13 protein-coding genes and 1 pseudogene are annotated in these 19,051 nt (G+C 36.7%); 2 read left to right on the forward strand and 12 right to left on the reverse strand.

Translation table 11 applies throughout. The annotated features are described in order from the left end of the window. Nucleotides 1-37: 37 nt before the first annotated feature. The gene (locus AC07WY_RS04390) at nucleotides 38-1,150 is read right to left on the reverse strand and encodes a tartrate dehydrogenase (protein ID WP_004721382.1); all 1,113 of its coding nucleotides are present in this window, start codon (nucleotides 1,148-1,150) and stop codon (nucleotides 38-40) included. A 100-nt stretch (nucleotides 1,151-1,250) separates the two neighbouring features. On the opposite strand from AC07WY_RS04390, the gene AC07WY_RS04395 reads away from it, so the two are divergent. Further along, the gene (locus tag AC07WY_RS04395; protein ID WP_004721384.1) at nucleotides 1,251-2,231 is read left to right on the forward strand and encodes a LysR family transcriptional regulator; all 981 of its coding nucleotides are present in this window, start codon (nucleotides 1,251-1,253) and stop codon (nucleotides 2,229-2,231) included. 75 nt (nucleotides 2,232-2,306) lie between these two features. Next, complete coding sequence (locus AC07WY_RS04400; protein ID WP_494735774.1) at nucleotides 2,307-3,140, forward strand: EamA family transporter; 834 nt, start codon at nucleotides 2,307-2,309, stop codon at nucleotides 3,138-3,140. Nucleotides 3,141-3,235: 95 nt separating this feature from the next. Here AC07WY_RS04400 and AC07WY_RS04405 read toward each other — a convergent pair whose 3' ends face one another. The 11 genes and pseudogenes from AC07WY_RS04405 to AC07WY_RS04455 all read right to left on the reverse strand — a co-directional run bounded on the left by AC07WY_RS04405 (nucleotide 3,236) and on the right by AC07WY_RS04455 (nucleotide 18,919). Beyond that, complete coding sequence (locus AC07WY_RS04405; protein ID WP_494735775.1) at nucleotides 3,236-4,420, reverse strand: hypothetical protein; 1,185 nt, start codon at nucleotides 4,418-4,420, stop codon at nucleotides 3,236-3,238. A gap of 376 nt (nucleotides 4,421-4,796) precedes the next feature. Further along, nucleotides 4,797-5,519 (reverse strand): tetratricopeptide repeat protein, encoded by a 723-nt coding sequence (locus AC07WY_RS04410; protein WP_423854412.1) that lies wholly within the window; start codon nucleotides 5,517-5,519, stop codon nucleotides 4,797-4,799. 83 nt (nucleotides 5,520-5,602) lie between these two features. Then, the gene (locus AC07WY_RS04415; RefSeq protein ID WP_494735776.1) at nucleotides 5,603-6,058 is read right to left on the reverse strand and encodes a hypothetical protein; all 456 of its coding nucleotides are present in this window, start codon (nucleotides 6,056-6,058) and stop codon (nucleotides 5,603-5,605) included. Nucleotides 6,059-6,454: 396 nt separating this feature from the next. After that, nucleotides 6,455-6,604, reverse strand: a complete 150-nt coding sequence (locus tag AC07WY_RS04420) for a hypothetical protein (protein ID WP_494735777.1) — start codon at nucleotides 6,602-6,604, stop codon at nucleotides 6,455-6,457. A gap of 53 nt (nucleotides 6,605-6,657) precedes the next feature. After that, nucleotides 6,658-7,005 (reverse strand): hypothetical protein, encoded by a 348-nt coding sequence (locus AC07WY_RS04425; protein WP_494735778.1) that lies wholly within the window; start codon nucleotides 7,003-7,005, stop codon nucleotides 6,658-6,660. 605 nt (nucleotides 7,006-7,610) lie between these two features. After that, entirely contained in the window at nucleotides 7,611-7,961 is a 351-nt protein-coding gene (locus AC07WY_RS04430; protein ID WP_494735779.1) for a hypothetical protein, read from the reverse strand. Nucleotides 7,962-8,117: 156 nt separating this feature from the next. After that, nucleotides 8,118-8,603, reverse strand: coding sequence for a hypothetical protein (locus tag AC07WY_RS04435; RefSeq protein ID WP_494735780.1), 486 nt, complete (start codon nucleotides 8,601-8,603; stop codon nucleotides 8,118-8,120). Nucleotides 8,604-9,303: 700 nt separating this feature from the next. Next, a pseudogene (locus AC07WY_RS04440) lies at nucleotides 9,304-9,960 on the reverse strand (RHS repeat-associated core domain-containing protein); the annotation flags it as partial. Continuing rightward, nucleotides 9,960-10,394, reverse strand: a complete 435-nt coding sequence (locus AC07WY_RS04445) for a hypothetical protein (RefSeq protein WP_004820588.1) — start codon at nucleotides 10,392-10,394, stop codon at nucleotides 9,960-9,962. The pseudogene AC07WY_RS04440 and the gene AC07WY_RS04445, both read right to left, overlap by 1 nt. Before the next feature lie 2 nt (nucleotides 10,395-10,396). Beyond that, nucleotides 10,397-15,265 (reverse strand): RHS repeat-associated core domain-containing protein, encoded by a 4,869-nt coding sequence (locus AC07WY_RS04450; RefSeq protein ID WP_494735781.1) that lies wholly within the window; start codon nucleotides 15,263-15,265, stop codon nucleotides 10,397-10,399. Between the two features lie 69 nt (nucleotides 15,266-15,334). Beyond that, entirely contained in the window at nucleotides 15,335-18,919 is a 3,585-nt protein-coding gene (locus AC07WY_RS04455) for a type VI secretion system Vgr family protein (protein WP_494735782.1), read from the reverse strand. Between the last annotated feature and the right edge of the window lie 132 nt (nucleotides 18,920-19,051).

Genomic DNA, 19,051 nt, shown 5'->3' on the forward strand with positions numbered 1-19,051 from the left:
CCATCTTGGATCCTGATTGTTTATTCCCTAAGGGCGATTACTCCATCGCGAATAAGTCCATTTTTTGATGTGTTACAAATGCTGCAATCGCATCACCAACGTCGTCCGTTTTGGCTGTTCCACCCACATCTGGTGTTTTTGGGCCATGTAGCAATACATGTTCAATCGCCTGCATAATCTCTTGACCTGCTTGAACCACCTGTTCGTCGCCATCTGCCAAGAAATCCAACATCATTGCGCCAGACCAGATTGCAGCAATTGGATTGGCAATTTTTTGACCATAAATATCGGGTGCAGAACCATGTACAGGTTCAAACAACGATGGGAAATTACGTTCTGGATTTAAGTTTGCAGAAGCAGCTAAACCAATCGTTCCTGTACATGCAGGTCCCAAATCTGACAAAATATCACCAAATAAGTTTGAAGCAACCACGACATCAAAACGTTCAGGCTGTAACACAAAACGCGCGGCCAAAATATCGACATGCTGTTTATCTGCCTTGATTTGCGGATATTGTTTTGCCATCTCATCAACACGTTCATCCCAGTACGGCATACTGACTGCAATACCATTTGATTTGGTTGCAGCGGTAACTTTTTTAGCATCGCGTTGATTGGCAAACTCAAAAGCATATTTCAAAATGCGGTCTACACCATGACGGGTAAACACAGCTTCTTGTAAAACAAACTCACGCTCAGTACCTTCAAAAGCCTTACCACCAATCGCAGAGTATTCACCTTCGCTATTTTCACGTACCACGTAGAAATCAATATCCCCCGGTTTTTTACCTGCAAGTGGGCATTTCACCCCTGGCATTAAACGTACTGGACGTAAATTCACATATTGGTCAAAACGACGACGGAACTGTAGCAATGACCCCCAAAGAGAAATATGATCTGGCACTTTTTCAGGCCAACCCACTGCACCAAAGAAAATCGCATCGTATTGCTGTAAAATTTCAAACCAGTTATCCGGCATCATTTTTCCGTGTTCAAGATAGTAATCACAACTTGCCCACTCAAATGCATCGAACTGTAGCGCTATGCCATATTTGTCTGCAGCTGCCTTTACAACCTTGATCCCTTCTGGTAGAACTTCTAACCCGATTCCATCGCCTGCAATCGTCGCAACTTTATACTTTTTTGCCATAACGCTCCCTTACACCTTTGGTTAATATCCTTAGCTGTAAACATGCTATTTTCAGCAAAAATGATCAATAATAAAACTATCACCCCAATGGACACGGATCGTGAATAATCTACCTAACCTATCGGATTTAAAGGTTTTTTGCACAGTCGCAAAACGTAAAAGTTTTGTTGATTCTGCTGAGGAACTGGGTGTTTCGCCTGCGTTTATTAGTAAGCGCATCAACATTTTAGAAAACAATTTAAACTGTAAATTGTTTCATCGCAGTACCCGTCATGTCAGTTTGACTGAGGATGGCAAACTGATTTTGGAGCGAGTCGCTCATATTTTGGATGAATTTGATGAAATCAGTGAGTTGGTCAATAACCCATTAAGTACCCCCACAGGCCATCTGGATATTGTCAGCAGCTTTGGTTTTGGGCGGAAACACGTTGCACCAATCCTGTCTAAACTGCTGACCATGTATCCAAAATTAGAAATTCAGTTTGATACGATTGATAATACGAAAGATTTAATTCAACACAGTATTGATCTGGATATTCGGATTGGTAATGAAATTGCACCCAATATGATTGCCAAAAAGATGGTTTCTAATTTCCGAATTTTTTGTGCTGCACCAAGCTATTTACTAAAAAATGGAATGCCTGAAAGTTTAGACGATTTACGTAGTCATGATTGCTTAACCATCAGTGAACGTGATCAATCCTCCGTATTATGGAAATTACGCCACGCTTCAGAAGATATGTCGGTACATGTCACCCCACGTTTTATTTCCAACAATGGTGAAATTATTCACCAATTGGCTGTCGAAGGTCATGGCATTATCTTACGTTCAATTTGGGATGTTGCAGATGAGTTGATTAGCGGTCAGTTACAGCATATTTTGCCTGAATACTGGCAAGATGCTGATGTATGGGCTGTCTATCCGTCACGTTTAAAAAGCTCGTCTAAATTACAGACCTGTATCCTGTTTATCCAAAATGAATTACAGAATCGATTGCAGCATGTTCAGAACCTATCACGTGGACAACTGATTCAACCAGTAGAATCGGTAACACAGCACGCTGAAAAGGTATTTTTATAATCGAGATCAGCTGCCTGCTTTCTTTTTTTAACAACATCATGCACATTAATTCAATCATGAACATGCAGGCAGCATATGAGCACGGCAATATTTGGCCTTATTTTAATCGCAGCGGCATTTCACGCCACATGGAATGCTATTGTCAAAGCAGGCGCAAATAAATTTTTAACCACTGTACTGGTGACTGCATCAGCAGCAGTTTTAGCAGCGCTACTACTGCCCTTTTTCCCGATACCACATCGCGCTAGTTGGCCTTATATTTTGGCCTCAACGGGAATACAGATTCTCTATTTTGGTATAGTTGCCAAAATCTATCGTGTCGCTGACATGGGACTAAGCTATCCACTGATGCGTGGTACTGCACCGCTTATTGTGGCAGTTTTAGGGACATTCTTGCTGCATGAAACACTAGAATTCAATGCTTGGCTTGGGATCATTACCATTTCCATCGGCATTTTATCTATGATCTTCGCAACCTCTCAAACAGGACGAAAAGGAATTGGTTTAGCCTTGCTCAATGCAGTCTTAATTGCTGGCTATACCTTGGTGGATGGTCATGGAATTCGTCTCTCAGGATCACCCATTTCTTATATCTTATGGAGCTTTGTGCTCTCGGGTCTGATCTTTTTTATGTTTGCCTTGAAAATGCAATATCACCAGATGGGTGATTATTTTCGCCATAATTGGCATTTCGGTTTAATTGGTGGGATTGGCTCATTTTTCTCTTATGGACTCGCATTGTGGGCGATGACACTTGCACCAGTTGCTATTGTTGCCGCACTGCGTGAAACCTCGATTTTATTTGCTACGCTAATTTCGATTTTTATTCTTAAAGAACAAGTTAATGCGATACGTATTATCTCCTCATGTATTATTTTAATCGGGGCATTGATCCTAAGAGCAGTCTAACCCTAACAGCCATTTATTCCTAAGAGTTGCTGGCGTAGGCAGAACCGAAAGAACCAGCCTATTTTAAATAGACTGGTTGATCTTCAATGTTAATTTTAGAAGTAATAACCCAGTGATAAGTAAAATAATTTATTCCACTGATTACTGTCGCCTTGTGCAAGACCATTGGCACTACCGCCTGTCATTGGATCATTACGACTCCAAATATATTCGCCCTGAATCCCTACTGCTTTATAATTAAAATACACCCCAGCAATTAAACGATCTGAATCTTGATAGCCCTTTTGATCTTTAAAGAAGCGGCTATAGGACAGATAAGGTTTAATATTTTCCAACTGATAAAAGGGTTGAGCCAAAGTGTAATTAATTTCATTGGCCATAAATTTGCCTTTATTGGCCACTTGGTAGGGGTAATCAAATGCCCCGATGGTTGAGCTATTTGGCAGAAGATTATCGGCATTATTAATGTTCTGTTCACCTGCAAGGAAGAGCCATTGCCATGCTTGATAATTGGTTGTGCTAAATACACTCCACGTACTTCGATGACCATCTTGCTGCGTGCGATTATTTTCCAGATCTGAGTACCAGAATGAACCACCAATCTCAGTTGAAAACTTTTGCGCTGGGTCCAACTCAAATTTTTTAGATAAGCGAGTCACCCACATATTTTTTTCATCGATATCTGTGCCTTGACTTAAATCATCGGCTTGAACGAAGTTACCACTATAGCGACTTGCGTCTTTGGATGTCCCTGTATAGTTACCGCCATCTGTTGGGTAAAAACCTAAAATAAAATTGTATTGATCATTTTTAAACTGATACTTCGCACCTAGATTTTGAATATCTTCTAAGCCAACCGTATTTAGCAAGGTTTCATAATAGCTGTTGCCCCACAGTCGACCAAATCCAAAATCAACTGATTGAAAACCCACGGTAAAGCGTTGTTGGTCTGAAATTTTATATCCAGCCCAAGCATCTTTTAGAAATAATCCATCACATAAACGGCTGTATTGATAACAGCGTAGATCTAATGAGGCAATCCAATTTGGATTTTCATAACTCAATACCGTTTTAATATCTGCAAGCTGCCAATCCTTGTTTTTAGAACCTTCATTTGCTTCAACGATATAATCTTTGTACATATATCGGGTACGGATTGCGCCTGAAAGTTTAAGTTCACCTGATTCTGTTTTAGGGTCACCTATACTTAAATCTGCTGCAAAACTAGGCATGCTGACCAAAAGCCCCATTGAACCTATAAATAGAAATAACTTCTTCATTGTTGTACATCCTTGTTTAACCTCATATAAAAATGAAGAATTTATGTACAACAAACAATGGGCAAACTATAAAGTCGGAATTTACAGACTGTGTTTAATGCGGATTGATTCAATCACGATAAGGAGGTAAAAAACTGTGATTTTTAGGTTTTATTGAAAAACCAAACTTATGGCAACGATTCAAATCAAAGCTTCTTAAAATCAATAAAATCGTTTGAATTTTGATTACATGCAGCTAACTTTGATGTACTTTTATAAACAGAAATCTGCCAGACATTAATGTCATCATAGCTTAATGGAATACCTGCTGGAGTCTTTGCGAATTTTCCTAATGGATATAAAATAATTAGAGAAAAATCTTCTCTAAAAAACCTAACTATAAGTATTTTTTAATTCTATTTGGCACTTTGCTTAAAAGACCTAATTTTTTCATCTCTGCATAATATAGAGCGTAGTTTTTCCTTGCGAGCGGTTCATTTTTTTGTGCGACATAAATATCGGCTATATTTAAGTAAGCTACTGCTCTACTTGGATCTAGCTTTGTAACACGGTTTAAAATGTTTAAAGATTCATTATAATAGCCTAATTTATATAAATAAAATGCAGAATCATTAAGCTCTTGAATATCATTTTTGCTATATACAGGCAATTGGCAATTTATGCTTTTGATTATTTCATCTATTTCTAATTTCTCAGACTTTTTCAATTTCTTTAAATTTTGGCTTGTTGAATAATTCATATAAACAACTGCGCCTCTTCCCCCACCGACATCAGCCTCCCAAATAGGTAGATCCTTTTGCTTATCCCACTTTCCAGCACACATACCGCTTAACATCGTCGGAATAGCATCAACAATCACTTTATTTTTATTATTGATAATTAAACAATAATGTTGATTTTGATCTGAAATCGGTAACGTCAAAAAGTTATAATTTTTAGTGATGTATGAATATTCAGGAAAGACATCTTTCGATGAAAGACTAAAATTTGCATCACTTAAATTTAGCGGACTGCAATTTTTATAGCTTAAAAAATCAGGAGTTGCGTGTACTGAAAAAATTGTACTGCTTAACAATATAAAGAGCGTTTTCTTTAGCATTATCGTTGTCCTAATGTTTATATCTTTATTAGATGTACAGGTTCATTCATTGGCATATAAAATTTGTCACTTTATAAAGTAATTTAGAGGCTACATGCTGTTTTAATTTTCTTAGGCCGATAAAGTGTAATATTCCAATCAATTTCATTTTGTCTCAATATATCGCCATCTTTTAGTTCAGAATTTCCTATAATACTTTTAGGAATAGACACTTCTAATTGACTTTGGTTTCTACAAAAAATTTGACTAAAACCTTCACTCCTTAGATATATCCATCCTCTTTGCTTAATTTTACTCATTTTTAAATTATTAAATGATTTTAAATCCATATTTTTAGGCTTAATTTTAAATATTACATACTCAGCACCAGCTGAGTTATAATAAGTCATATTTTCAGGGTTAGCTTCACCAAAAATCATATTAATTTCATAAGTAGAATCTTTCTGATTCTCTGTAATATTTTGACTTGAATCAGGTTTCACTTCTGTACAACCACTAATGTATACTAAAGAAAAAATTATTAATAAATATTTTAACATTTCAATCACCTAAACCAAATCTATTTTTTACTTTATTAACAACTTCTTCTAATAGAATAGAATTACTTCTAGTAATATCAACTCTCTTTCCATTAGTTAATGATATTTCTAGGCTTATAGTATTTTGAAACTAAACTATACCCACCTAAAATTTCCATAGTATAAATGAGGACAATATTATCCTCGTTTAATTAACTATAAAAAAAAACACTATCATAAAACAACATTTACATTAAAATGAAATCTTATTTTCACTAGTATTATTTAGTTTATTTAAATTTTTAGGTGCTAATTCAAAACCATTCTCAGAAGCTATTCGATGCCAATATTCAGCTTTTTCTATATTTATTTCTGTACCTTCACCATGTTCATACATCTATCCTAAATTATTTTGAGCTAATGGGTCATTTTTTTCGCAGCCCTTTCAAAGTAATCAAATGCTTTTTGTAAATCTTTTTCAACTAAAGTACCATCATAATAAATAACTCCTAATTCTGTAATAGAGGGTGTAAAACCATTACTTTCAGCAAACAATAAATTTTCCATCATTTTTTCTATTTCTTTTTCATTTTTATAGATAGTGCCTAACAGATGCGCAGCTAAATTATCCCCAAGTTCCTTCGCCGAAATAAACCATTTTTAACACTTATTAAATCCCCTTGTAAATAATACAAATAACCTAGTGAATAGTGGGCTGGTGAAAAACAATAATTAGCGGATTTATTTAAATAAAACTCAGCAAGCTCATAATTTTTCAATCTATCTTTTCCAATCAAATATGAGTATCCATAATAATAATCCACATAATAACCATCTTTCATTTTTTGAATATCTTCATCAATTTTATTTTGATTTCCCTGCAAAGAATATAAATTCATTATAATTATTTTATTTTCATTCAAATCATCAACTTTAATACATTTAGCATATAAAATATTAGACCACATTAAAAAAACAAAATAACATATAATCTCATAAATCAACTCAGCATTAAAAAAAATGAAAAAACAAAAATCAATAAAAAACAAATCTGTATGAAATATAAAAATTTTAGCCTTATTGCATAAAAATCACGATTATCAAAATTTTTAAAAACTATTTTATAAAGATACTTAGTATGTTGAAAACTTTTTAAGTTAAAATCCAAATAATCTTTTGCAATATTTTTACTAATAAAATATTTAAACAAATAAAATCGAACTGTACAAAATAAAACAACATAAAGCAGCAGTGATGATAAAAATAAAATTAAAATGAATTCATCCGACATTTATCTTAACCTCAAAAACTTAAAGATCCTTGTTGAAGAATTTGTTGATTTCTTTTTAACTGCTTGTGATCGACTACTGTTTTTTGATCGACCATAGAAATTCAATACCATTTAAGCCTCTATTATTAAAAATATTTAATTCTTACTTCGATTTACCACCACAAGAAATAAAAAACGTGATCAGAAATATATTTTACCTTTTTAAGTATCTTGAGTATGATGGTACTAAATATTTTATATTAATACTTATAAAATAAAAATAAAATATAAATAAAATTGGTGCTAAAAAATAGAATCGCGTATAAAACGAGAAAAAACAATAATTCCACCAACAACTAAATAAAGATAAAAAAACAATACTTTAAGTAAAAATTTCCCTTTTGAATCGAATGATTTATTGCTCTCAAGATAGCTATACACATTGTATGAAAGAAAAAATAAACCTGCATAAGAAATAAGACCAGGAATAATCATCAATATAACTAAAGCAACCAAAAACCTTAAAATTGATTTATCAGGTAAGGAAATTAAAACAAAAAAAAGCAAATATAAGAAAAAAACACCTATATAATAATAGTATTTCAAACCATTATAATCTGATCTATTTAAACTTAATTCATCTCTATTTCTCACAATACCCACCTAATACTTTATTAACTCCTGTTTACCAATTCATCAAAGCGAAACTCTATACTATATATTCCCCCTTATTAATCCTACTGCTACTTTCCTACAGCTAATTGTATTTAGTATATAAAAGTTTTTTTATCTTAAATGTAAACACCACTATTAATCTTTTACCACACAGCTTATATTATTTTTAGCAGTAGTATAATTTAAAGTTATTGAAACTTTTTTATAAAATTGATAAGTAAAATAACCAGTATTGACTCCATCCATTTCTTTTTTATAAGTTGGAAATGTTACACCAATTGCTTGATTTTGTTTACAGAAAAGCTCACTAAAATTATTCTTTTCAACTAAGACCCACCCCTTTTGAGCAAGCCTTGGTCTTACCTCTTTCAAATAAATCTCATTATCAAAAAAACCTATTCTTTCTATAAAATAGAAAAAATCTGAAGATCTAACTGATTGAGTATCATATAAAACTAAATCATAATTTGAGAAAATGTATTGCATTTCTTTTAAATACTTAGCTTTATTTACATCTACTTTAGTTTCTAGTTGTTCTAAGCTTTGACCCTGTTCAAATTTTGATTCATTACAACCTAACAAGATTGATGAAATAATTGATAGTAAAATAAGTTTTTTCATCATAATCCCCCAAATGAACGCATCAGCCCTATTGCATAAGGTTCTGTATCTTTAGTATTACCAATATGTTTACTATGTGAAAAATCAAAATATGTTACACCAGGAGTTGAACCCCCCCCCCTGTGTTAACCGCAATTTTACCACCTTTTGCTATCGGCATATCAACTCCTGCTGCTAAACCAAAAGGCCCACCATATGATAAACCAAATGATTCTCCGCTCATTGCAGAATCTGTCAAAGTCGCTCTATTTAATTTAGAATCCAACTGCCCCAAAGAAAAACCTAAACAACCTGCACCAATTGCAGATTTGCCAGATAATTTATCATAGCTTGCTTTAGTAATCCCAATTCCACCATAAATATTCCCATTGTGTACATTCAGCCCTACACTTCCACTCCCGACATAATAACTTCCAGCGCAAATTAAATAGTCGATTTCAATATTACATTTTCCACTTGGACATTTTGATTTGTTGTCATTGTATTTCGAAGGGATTTTGTATCCTCCTAGTAAACCACCAGAATATGGTTCTTTTTTATTTTTCGGAACAGGTTGATTATAAATTTTTTGTTGACCAATCCAATAATCACTTACTTTTGTAACGCCCCATTTACTCTTAGCTAACTGAGTTTCATTTGCTTTATTCTTTAGAACAGAAGCATTATTCGCTGCCATCTTTTCCTTTTCACTCTTTGCCATCAATCCCATCGGATCCACCCACTGATTTGGATCACTTACATAAACAGAATTATTTAACCCTCCATCTAATCCAATTGGATCTTTACTTATATACCTTGCGCTAAACGGTTCGTAATAACGATAACGGTTATAGTGTAAACCTGTTTCCTTATCGTAATATTGCCCCTGAAAACGGATATTACTTTGTTCCAATGGATTGTCTTGGTTTGTTGTATTAATTTCTAAAGCTGTGCCCCATGTATCCTGTTTGATTTCCCAAACAGACTCGCCTAACTCATTACTCAAGGTTTCTGGTGTACCAACTTGGTCGCAGTGATAAAAGGCAACACGTTCTAATTCAGCTTTGTTCTTTCTGGTTTCAGTTTTCCATACAGGATCTTTATAAATCGAATAAGGTACGTTTTGGAATTGGCGATAGTCAGGTGTTTCTATCAGTTTAATAAAGCCTGCATAATCTGTCTGTAATAACGGTACAAAGCTATTCGGTTCATAAACATAGTGTTTGGTATAGTCTTGCTGTTTTGATTGAGTTTGGTTTGCTTGATATGACTCCCATATCATTAAATCACCATCCCAACCAAATAATGTCAGACTATTTTCATTCGCATTATTCTTAAATAATCGACGACCAAACACATCATAACCATAATCAGTAATTATTTACAAAGATCATCACCCCATTTATTGTAAGAATACAAAACACCATCGACATTATTTTTTGGTAATTTTCCACCTTTAAAATCATAAAGTTCCCCATTCCCAACAATTACTACATTGATACGATTATTCAAACCTAAACAATATGTATTAACGCCTACTCCTTTTCCTTTAAGCATCCATCCATCTTTTTCTAATAAATTTGTTATTTCTAATATTTTCTGACTATTATTAGAACTCTTTAGATCAAAATATGAAACTTGTACTTCTGCTCTTCGTAATGAATCAATAACGTCCAAATTTTCACCTAAAACAGTTTTCATTTTTTCATCAAAAGGGTATTTATCTGAAGGTTCATTATAAATTTTATTACTACTGCATCCTATTAAAGTGATCATAGAACATATTAAAAAACTTAAACTGCAAAATTTCATATTTAATCCCTAATTTTTTCTGTAAGAGAGCGGCCTTGACCTTCAACACCATATCCAACATTAAAATCAGCACCTGGAGTACCAACCCCAATTTCAAAACCTTTCATCGTTTTAGAGGTAAAATAAGCTTTAACTTTTTCACTAACCGATGTAGAACTTGTATCAATAGGTAATACTAAACCTGCACGTACTCCCCATATACCACCACTTGCACTTCCTGCTAAACCAGTTAAAAATGCATCTGTATTATTTGCATCACTATCCTTTACTGGTTTATTAAAAATATAACCTGCCATGCAACTAGCCGAAAACTTACCTTTTAATTTTGTAAGATCAGAAGCACCTAGTTTTTTAGTTCCATCAAGTACCATCACAGCATTCTTACCTATCGCTTTAGCACCTTTTACATCTGGCCTTGATGATGCACCTACTTGAAATACCTTACCATTATGTAGGTTAGTAATCTCTGCGTAAGCAAAGGGGCCTACCCCTCCCGAACAATAAACATAATCGAATAATGGAGGCCCTTGCAACCGACAAATATCACCTGTTTTCATCCAACAGTCATAATTTCGATAACCTTCGTATTCTAAATTTGCTGAAGCTTGACGACTTAAACCGATAAATTCTCCACCATAGGTTACTTGCAATCCCAAAGCATCTACCCACAAAGTTGGATTAATTACATAACTGTAGTGATTCAATCCTGCGTATAAATCTATGGGGTCTTTACTCATATATCTTGCACTATACGGGTCGTAATAACGATAACGGTTATAGTGTAAGCCTGTTTCTTTATCGTAATATTGCCCCTGAAAACGAATATTACTTTGTTGCAATGGATTGTCTTGGTTTGTTGTATTAATTTCTAAAGCTGTGCCCCATGTATCTTGTTTGATTTCCCAAACACACTCGCCTAACTCATTACTTAAAGTTTGTGGAGTACCGACTTGGTCACAGTGATAAAAGGCAACACGTTCTAATTCAGCTTTGTTCTTTCTGGTTTCAGTTTTCCATACTGGATCTTTATAAATCGAATAAGGTACGTTTTGGAATTGACGATAGTCAGGTGTTTCAATTAGTTTGATAAAGCCTGTATAACCAGTCTGTAATAATGGTACAAAGCTATTCGGTTCATAGACATAGTGTTTGGTATAATCAGTTTGCACTTTTGATGATTTCACTGATTCCCAAACCATCTGATCACCATCCCAACCAAATAAGGTTAAACTCTGGTCTTGATGATTATTCTTAAATAATCGGCGACCAAATACATCATAACCATAATCTGTGATTTGACCATTGTTGTCACTTTGAATCAGGCGGTTTAAGTTATCCCAAGTTAACTTTAAGGTCTGACCTGCTTGAGTGGTTTCAATCACATTGCCCTGCGCATCATATTTATAATGTTTGCCTTGATACTGGCTAATCAAGTTATTTTTCACTTGCGCAGCTTGTGTCGCTATTGGATCAATTAAGTTCCCCGCAGGATCAAAACTAAAGCTTTCCGATTTAAATGGATTTTGGGTTTTGATTAAACGCCCGATTGGATCATATTGGTAATTTAACTTACCTAAACGGCTATCATCGACTTGAGTCAGCAAATAGTTGTTATCATAGTGATAATGACGTTCTACTTGAAATTGTACCCTGTCCGTAATTTCTTGTTCAGGGCGAATGACTTGTGAGCTGAGTAAGCCCACAACATTATAATTCTTAGTTTGCACTAAACCATTGGCCAGCAGTCGTGTGGTTTCACGATGTAAATCATCACGTTGGAATGCCACCATATCTTGTTGGTTAAAAGCAATACCATAAATATGCCCTGATCCATAGCTTAAATTGGCTTGTACTTGTCCATCTGGTCGAATGGTTTGAGTCAAGTTACCCAATTCATCGTACTCATAACGTAATACTGCTGTGAGTGGGTTTAGATTCGGTATTTTATAGTGTTGATGCTCACGTACCAATTGTCCAAGTTGATTGCGATAAAAATCAATTTGGCTTTCTGTATTTGTCGCTTTACTGAGTTGATTATTTAAGTTGTATTCAAATTCTTCAACTTGACGATGTCGAGTTTGTAAATGAGTAAATGTTTTTGACGCAATCGAACCATCCGTATGATATCCAAATTGGGTCAGAATATTTGGTTGACGAATGTGAAACAGTTGCCCATTGTCATTATAGTTGTAATGTTTTTCTTCTCCATCAAAAGTATGTTCACGTACCAATTGCCCGAAACGGTTATAGTCGAATAAATATTCTGCATGGTTTTGATTAATCAGCTTTTTAATACGACCTTGTTTATCCCACTGGTAGCCGATTTGGTAACTCTTGGCATCGATCCGTTCCTCTAATAGCCCAACTTGATTGTATTTATATTTGGTGATTAAGCCTTTGCTATCGGTATGCTTAAGTAAACGCCCTTCTTCATCATGTTCAAATTGTTCTTTTAATCCATCAGGATAAATAACAGATTGAAGTTGCCCCTTGTCTTTACCTTGAGTACTATAGAGATACTGAACTTGTTGTGCATCCGCAGCAGCTTGTGCGGTCAGTGTCCCTTCTTCATCATATTCCCAAGCACTACTTTTCCCGGAACAGTCGGTATACCACACCATCTGCCCAAGATCATTATATTGAATTTTCTTTAAGCCACCTTTGGCATCAATCACTTCAACCAATTGATTGTCATTATTATATTTATACTGGGTGGTATGTCCTAAAGGATTAATTTCTTTGCTGATATTACCATCCTGATCATATTCAGTTTTCCAAATATGACCTTCAGGATCTTTGATTTCAGTTAAGTCCCTTGCTTCATCATAGGCAAATAGGATAATGCCACCATTTGGCTGTACAATTTTCACCAATTGATCTTGATCATTATAGACTTGCTCTGTTTCTAAGCCTGCAAAATCTATTTGGCGCGTAATCCGTTTTCGACTATTTCGTGATATCCACTTTTCACGACCATCGGCTAAACGGGTACGATAGGTAAAACCATCCAAATCAAAATAATAATAGGTCGGAACATCATAAGCATCATAGACGGCCACTTGACGCAAACGTGGATGCCATTCTAAACGGGTTTTAAAACTACCATCATCTGCCCATTCCTCAATCGCCTTGGCTTTGGGTGCGGTAGAGTCATATCGAATATTTTGCCCACGCCCAGTACGATCTGTATAACGGGTCAATTGATGTGCATGGTTATATTCATAACTGCGTGTATGTCGATTTTGATCAATGGCTTTGATCAGATTGCCTTGTTGATCGTATTCATAACGTGCCAATGCTTCTGTTTGTTCATCGACAAATGCGGCAATCACTTTGGCTTGTTCATTAAAAGCAAATTTAACTAAATGTTTAGCGCGCTTCAATTGAAAATCAATCGCTTGTAAATAGGCAAATTGTTCAAACAATAAATAGGTCAGTACTACTTTTTCATCAGTCTGATCATTAAATTGTTGAACGAGGTGATAATGTTTTCCAGCATTAAAACTATGAAAATGGAAATTCCAGTCTGAACCAAAATTCAGCAATAAATCTCCATCGTCATGTGGTGCTACAGTGAAACCTTCAAAGGGTACCTGATACGTTGCATACACAATCGAAGCAGGCAGCTGATGTTTACGTCCATTGCTGTCAATAAATAAATACCCATTTTGGTTTTGTATGATCACATTGGAAAATGGCATCATCCAACGTGCGCCGATCATACTGTGGTCAAACTCATTCATTTGAGAGTTATATTGACGACTAAAGGCAAAATCAACTTTAGGTAAGTAAAAGTCTGAATGATTAACTCGTTCTGCACCAATTGAATAGCTGATACTATGACCTGTTTGTGTATCCGTCCCTGGACAAGGTGGATTATTTAGTGCATCAGATTGTAAAGTGACAAACTCTAAAATATCACCATTGATATGCTGCTCATGTTCGCCTGTTTGGTTTAACGGCACACTGGCTGTGGCTTTTTTACCTTGAGTTTGGATGGCTTTTAGAGTTTCTTGAATCAACCAAGCAAGGCTATATTGAGTTCCTGCATTGCTTTGTTGTTGAATCACTGTAGCAAGTTGTGGTGTCGCCTTAAGCACTTCTTCTGTTAATCGTGTTGCGATATTCGGGGTCATCTTTGCGGTCATGTCAGCTTGTGCAGGTGTACCCAACAAATCAATCAATGGCTGTGCCCAGTTGCTAAACTGCTTGCTGGGATCACGTTTTTCAGCTGTGGCTCCCGCTGAAGCAACGCTGGGTAATCCAGCTACAGCGCTGCTGCTAAAGGCTTGCAGAATTGAAGTCCCCAATGTCGTTGCACTCGACAATAAACCTGATAATTTACCTTGTGTTTCTTGTAGGAATTTTTCTAAATCGCCTGCCATCTGCGCATTTAAGTGTAGCTGCATACGACGTAAATCAGCTTCTTTGATTTTGCCATTGGCTGGGTATAAACATTCGGCCATTAAACCCAGCATTGGACGTAAAGCCATACGCACATGTGCTTCTGTATTCGGTTGTAAAAATAAACCGATTAAGTTCATGCTTAACAATGCCGATTGTTGTACGCCTGCCTCAGCTTGTTTGGGTTCAGTGGCAAATAAAATAAGGTCTAAAACACTGCCGGATAATGCAAAGATATTGGCGACTGTCGCTACATTGGCGCTTGCTTTGATCTGTTCTAGGCTGGTATTTCCGCAAGCTTGTAAATAGTTTTGGATTTGATGCGCGATAAACTTATGGTCTTCTGTATGCGTCAGACTGGCCAAATTAAATACTGCCAACTCTACCGCTGGCTTGGTCTTTTTAGCGGTTGGTTGTTGCTGTGTATTTGACCCTGCGGTCTGATTTTTACTGTCTATAAATGCCATAAGCTTAACCTTAATACGTTCTAATTTTTAATTTAATTTCAATCAATTAAAATTCAAAAAAATGTTCAATTATTTATTTCGCGCGTTATATACATCTGGTTGTTCAGCAGCCGTTTTTCGCACAGTCACTTGTTTGGTGACATAACGCGACTCTTCCAGATCCATCCGTACCACATCCTTATCCATATCATAAATCGACTGCGGTTTTTTCACTTCGACAGGTGCTGTCGCTTGTGGAGTCTGCTGAGTCAAAATTGGCGCAGGCTGACTGACTTGTTGAGGAATGTTTTGCGGGATCGTGGGTACTGATGCATCGCCTTTTCGAGTGGTAATGCTATAGGTTAAGAAGCGAGAGAAATATTCATCTTTTTTAATAAAATCATCCACCACTTTCACTGGGGCATCTAACCCATTTTGAGCAGCGCCAAATGACTCTGCAACAAAACCTTGACCCAGTGACGACCCAAATCCTGTTCCAGCAGTTATATTAGAAACTAAACCACTGGTCTGTTGAGCAAACAATGCTGAGGCTTGGTCTTTAAAGAAATCGATGCCTTGATCTTTAATGTTTTGTAGGGATTGACTTGGATTAGCAATCATCTGCCCCACATTCATCATCTGTGACGGAGATAAATTTAAATTCAATGCTGAAGAGACTGAACCTAATGCACTTTGAGTAAATTGTTCTTTAAATTGTCCCAAGCTTTGTGTGCCTAAGTCTTTTAAAGCGTTTTTGCCCATATCTTTCAATGAGTCAGCATTCAAAGAGAATAAATTGTTTTTGAGTTGGGACATCATATTTTGTCCCACTGAATTTAATGTATTTTGTGCAAAGCTTGTGGCACCACCGACCACTTCTTCTGACCAAGTATAATCACGGTTAAAATGACTTGCTTTATCCCATGCACTCCGTGGATCAGTTTCAAATTCAACTTTGGCAGGACCAGGTGCAATACCTGTCACTTGGGCAAAACCATTGCCATCCAGCTTGCCAGACACTTGCTTGCCAAATGAATCAATCACTTTAAAGCCGGTTTGTTTAAAGAAGTCTTGCCCACCATAGCTTTTTAATAAGTCGAGTGCGCCTTTAAGCGGATTCGATGGCGGCAGTTGTGCTGATTTACTGACACTGGCACCTGGCTTAAATGTGTGCTGCCCTGCATTGACCTCAAACTTACCGCCTGTTTTTGGGAAAATCCCTGAGCCATTTAGGGCAATCTGTGAGGAACCACCAGTAATCAATACTTCTTTTGGACTACTGATTTCTATCCGATCTTCTGTAGATGAGATGGTAATCCCCAGTTTGGCAAATACATCTAAAGCATCGGACTGTGCTTGAATTTCAACTTTACTTTGCGCTGCAATGGCTTTAATGCCACCTTGTGCAGCAAATAGGCTCACTTTGCCTAAAGCTTGTCCCAAAAGATTCTTTTGGGTACTGAGGTTAATACTATCGCCCGCAGTATGGTTAATGATGCCTGTGGCTGAAAGATGGATATCTTCAGGGGTACTTAAGGCAATCCCATCAACAGAACTGAGTAACATGATGGCTTTTTTATACTTGGCAACATCTTTTTCAATTTCTTCGGCAAAAGCTTTGAGTTGCTCAATCGATTCTATTTCATCCGTCTTTTGATTCTTGGCAATATCGCTTAAAGCTTTACTGTTGGTCTGACTGCCTTCAAGTTGCTTTTTGGCAAGCTCTGAATCAAGGTGATCACCTTTGGCTTGGTCTTGTTTATAGGTCGAAAGTAGTAAACCTTGCCCTGCCCGAACGGCTCCCCATTGGTCAGTTCTCAGCTCAAAGCCTTCACCACGATCATCACTTTCTGCTTTGTCTTTAGGATGACTCAGTTTGCCCAAGTTGAGTTGGCTGGCCCCATGACTACTCTGTAACTGGCTGCTGATTTGGCCAGTAGTATCGTCAAACCTCAGTTGATTGTAGCCACTGCCTTGATACTCTCGACTTTTTATTCCTGCCAGTTTCTTGGTGTCAGGCAGTTTGCCTTTGTCATCAAACTTGCTTGGATGGCGTTGCGCTTCATGGATACGCCCAACCACAAATGGACGGTCAATGTTGCCATCAAAGAAATCAATCACAACAATTTCACCGATTCTTGGTAAGAATCGCGCCCCATAGCCTTCACCTGCCCATGGGGTCAGGACATCGACCCAAGCTGAATCTGTATCGTTATCATTGGAACCCGCACCGCCATCATGGGTATTGTCTTCATTACGGCTAAACAGGAAGCGAACTTTGATACGCCCCCATTCATCAACATGAATTTCTTCTCCGCTTGGCCCTACTACTTTGGCCCGTTGTGCTGATGCAATCGGTCGGTGTTGTAATGGGTTATAGGCTGGAACCGTGCTGATATTACGACGTTGAATGGTTAAATTACTGGCTTGACGTTCATCACTCGTGTTGCTGGTGATTTGACTTGTTTGCCAATTGCTTTGTTGGACTAAAGCGGTGACTTGATCGGTGAGATGTTTAGGTAAATTGTTTTGGTTATAAAAGCTTTTAGCCGTGATTAAAAACTCTTTGTCTGCACCTGAGTGTTGATCTATCTCAGGGTGTTCATTCAGTTCAAACCAATAACCAACATGTGCATCGCGCACTGTTGACGTTGCTGTAAATTGTTTGGCTTGTGAATCGTAGTAGTTACTGAGGTTTTGGTTAAATTTTTCAATCTGACTGTTGCCCGATGGCGTTGCGCCATCTTCGCCATTAAGGTCTTGAATCCAAGCAGGGCTAAAGTGCCATGCTTGTTCTAAAGCTAGACTGGCATTGTCATAATTTTCACTATGGCTGTGTTTACTTTGGACACTGCCAGCGCCTTCATCAATATCCAATACATCAGCTTGCCAACGTTGGATATGTACCGAAGTCGGTTGAATGGAACGCTGACCAATAAAATTGGTGATTGAATCAGTTTTTTCTACGGCGCTGCTTCTATGAAAGCGAATATTGCGGCGTTCTAAGGCACTAAATTGAGAATTATCATCGATTAAACGGAGTTTTTGCGCTTGGATTTGTTCTGTTGAACTCGACACTTTAAGTTGTGCTTCATCGATCAGCCAGTTAATCCCTTCACTTCTCATCAAACGGGTCAGGAAGTCAAAGTCGCTTTCAGATGCCTGCATAATGAATGGACGCACATCATAGTCTTTACTTAGGCCGCTCTTATCTAAACTTAGACTTGAAGCAAACAGTGGGCTGCGTTGCACCCATTCTTGGAACACAGTCTGGATCACATCCACAACCGACTTATTCATAAATACTCGAGAGTTTCTACGGTGTTTCCAAAGTGCTGTTGGGTCTTCTACAGTCAAACGATAGATGGTAAGAGAACCATCAGATGCGCCAATATCGGCTTGGGTCACAATCCCTGAAATACGGGTTAATTCGGATTTATCTGTGACAATATCGATTGCAGCTTGCGTTCCAATAAAGCTTTTTAAAGGGATAGTTGCTGACGTTGCAAGACAGATGAGTTGGAGCCGAACACCCTCATTGATTTGATGTGTTCCATCGATACGTTGTAGGAACACTTGTTGGCTCAACGCCGAATTAGAAAATTGTACGTGAATCGCACGTTTTTGTGCTGATAAGCCAAGCTGCTCCAAAGCAGCGTAAATATTGTTAGACATGCATTATTATTTAATTCTAAATTGTGATCAATTGTACTAAAAAATTTAGGGCTTTGTCTATACAGACTAGTCTATCTTGTGGTTAATATTTAAGCAAAATGCATCTATTTTTATTATAAGTCATATAAAAGA

Source organism: Acinetobacter sp. GW821-FHT01C12, assembly GCF_059422625.1.

Bases quoted from the DNA above. Each gene is read 5' to 3' on its own strand.
- AC07WY_RS04390 (WP_004721382.1), bottom strand. From the start codon at position 1,150: ATGGCAAAAAAGTATAAAGTTGCGACGATTGCAGGCGATGGAATCGGG.
- AC07WY_RS04400 (WP_494735774.1), top strand. From the start codon at position 2,307: ATGAGCACGGCAATATTTGGCCTTATTTTAATCGCAGCGGCATTTCAC.
- AC07WY_RS04405 (WP_494735775.1), bottom strand. From the start codon at position 4,420: ATGAAGAAGTTATTTCTATTTATAGGTTCAATGGGGCTTTTGGTCAGC.
- AC07WY_RS04410 (WP_423854412.1), bottom strand. From the start codon at position 5,519: ATGCTAAAGAAAACGCTCTTTATATTGTTAAGCAGTACAATTTTTTCA.
- AC07WY_RS04415 (WP_494735776.1), bottom strand. From the start codon at position 6,058: ATGTTAAAATATTTATTAATAATTTTTTCTTTAGTATACATTAGTGGT.
- AC07WY_RS04420 (WP_494735777.1), bottom strand. From the start codon at position 6,604: ATGGAAAATTTATTGTTTGCTGAAAGTAATGGTTTTACACCCTCTATT.
- AC07WY_RS04425 (WP_494735778.1), bottom strand. From the start codon at position 7,005: ATGTGGTCTAATATTTTATATGCTAAATGTATTAAAGTTGATGATTTG.
- AC07WY_RS04435 (WP_494735780.1), bottom strand. From the start codon at position 8,603: ATGAAAAAACTTATTTTACTATCAATTATTTCATCAATCTTGTTAGGT.
- AC07WY_RS04445 (WP_004820588.1), bottom strand. From the start codon at position 10,394: ATGAAATTTTGCAGTTTAAGTTTTTTAATATGTTCTATGATCACTTTA.
- AC07WY_RS04450 (WP_494735781.1), bottom strand. From the start codon at position 15,265: ATGGCATTTATAGACAGTAAAAATCAGACCGCAGGGTCAAATACACAG.
- AC07WY_RS04455 (WP_494735782.1), bottom strand. From the start codon at position 18,919: ATGTCTAACAATATTTACGCTGCTTTGGAGCAGCTTGGCTTATCAGCA.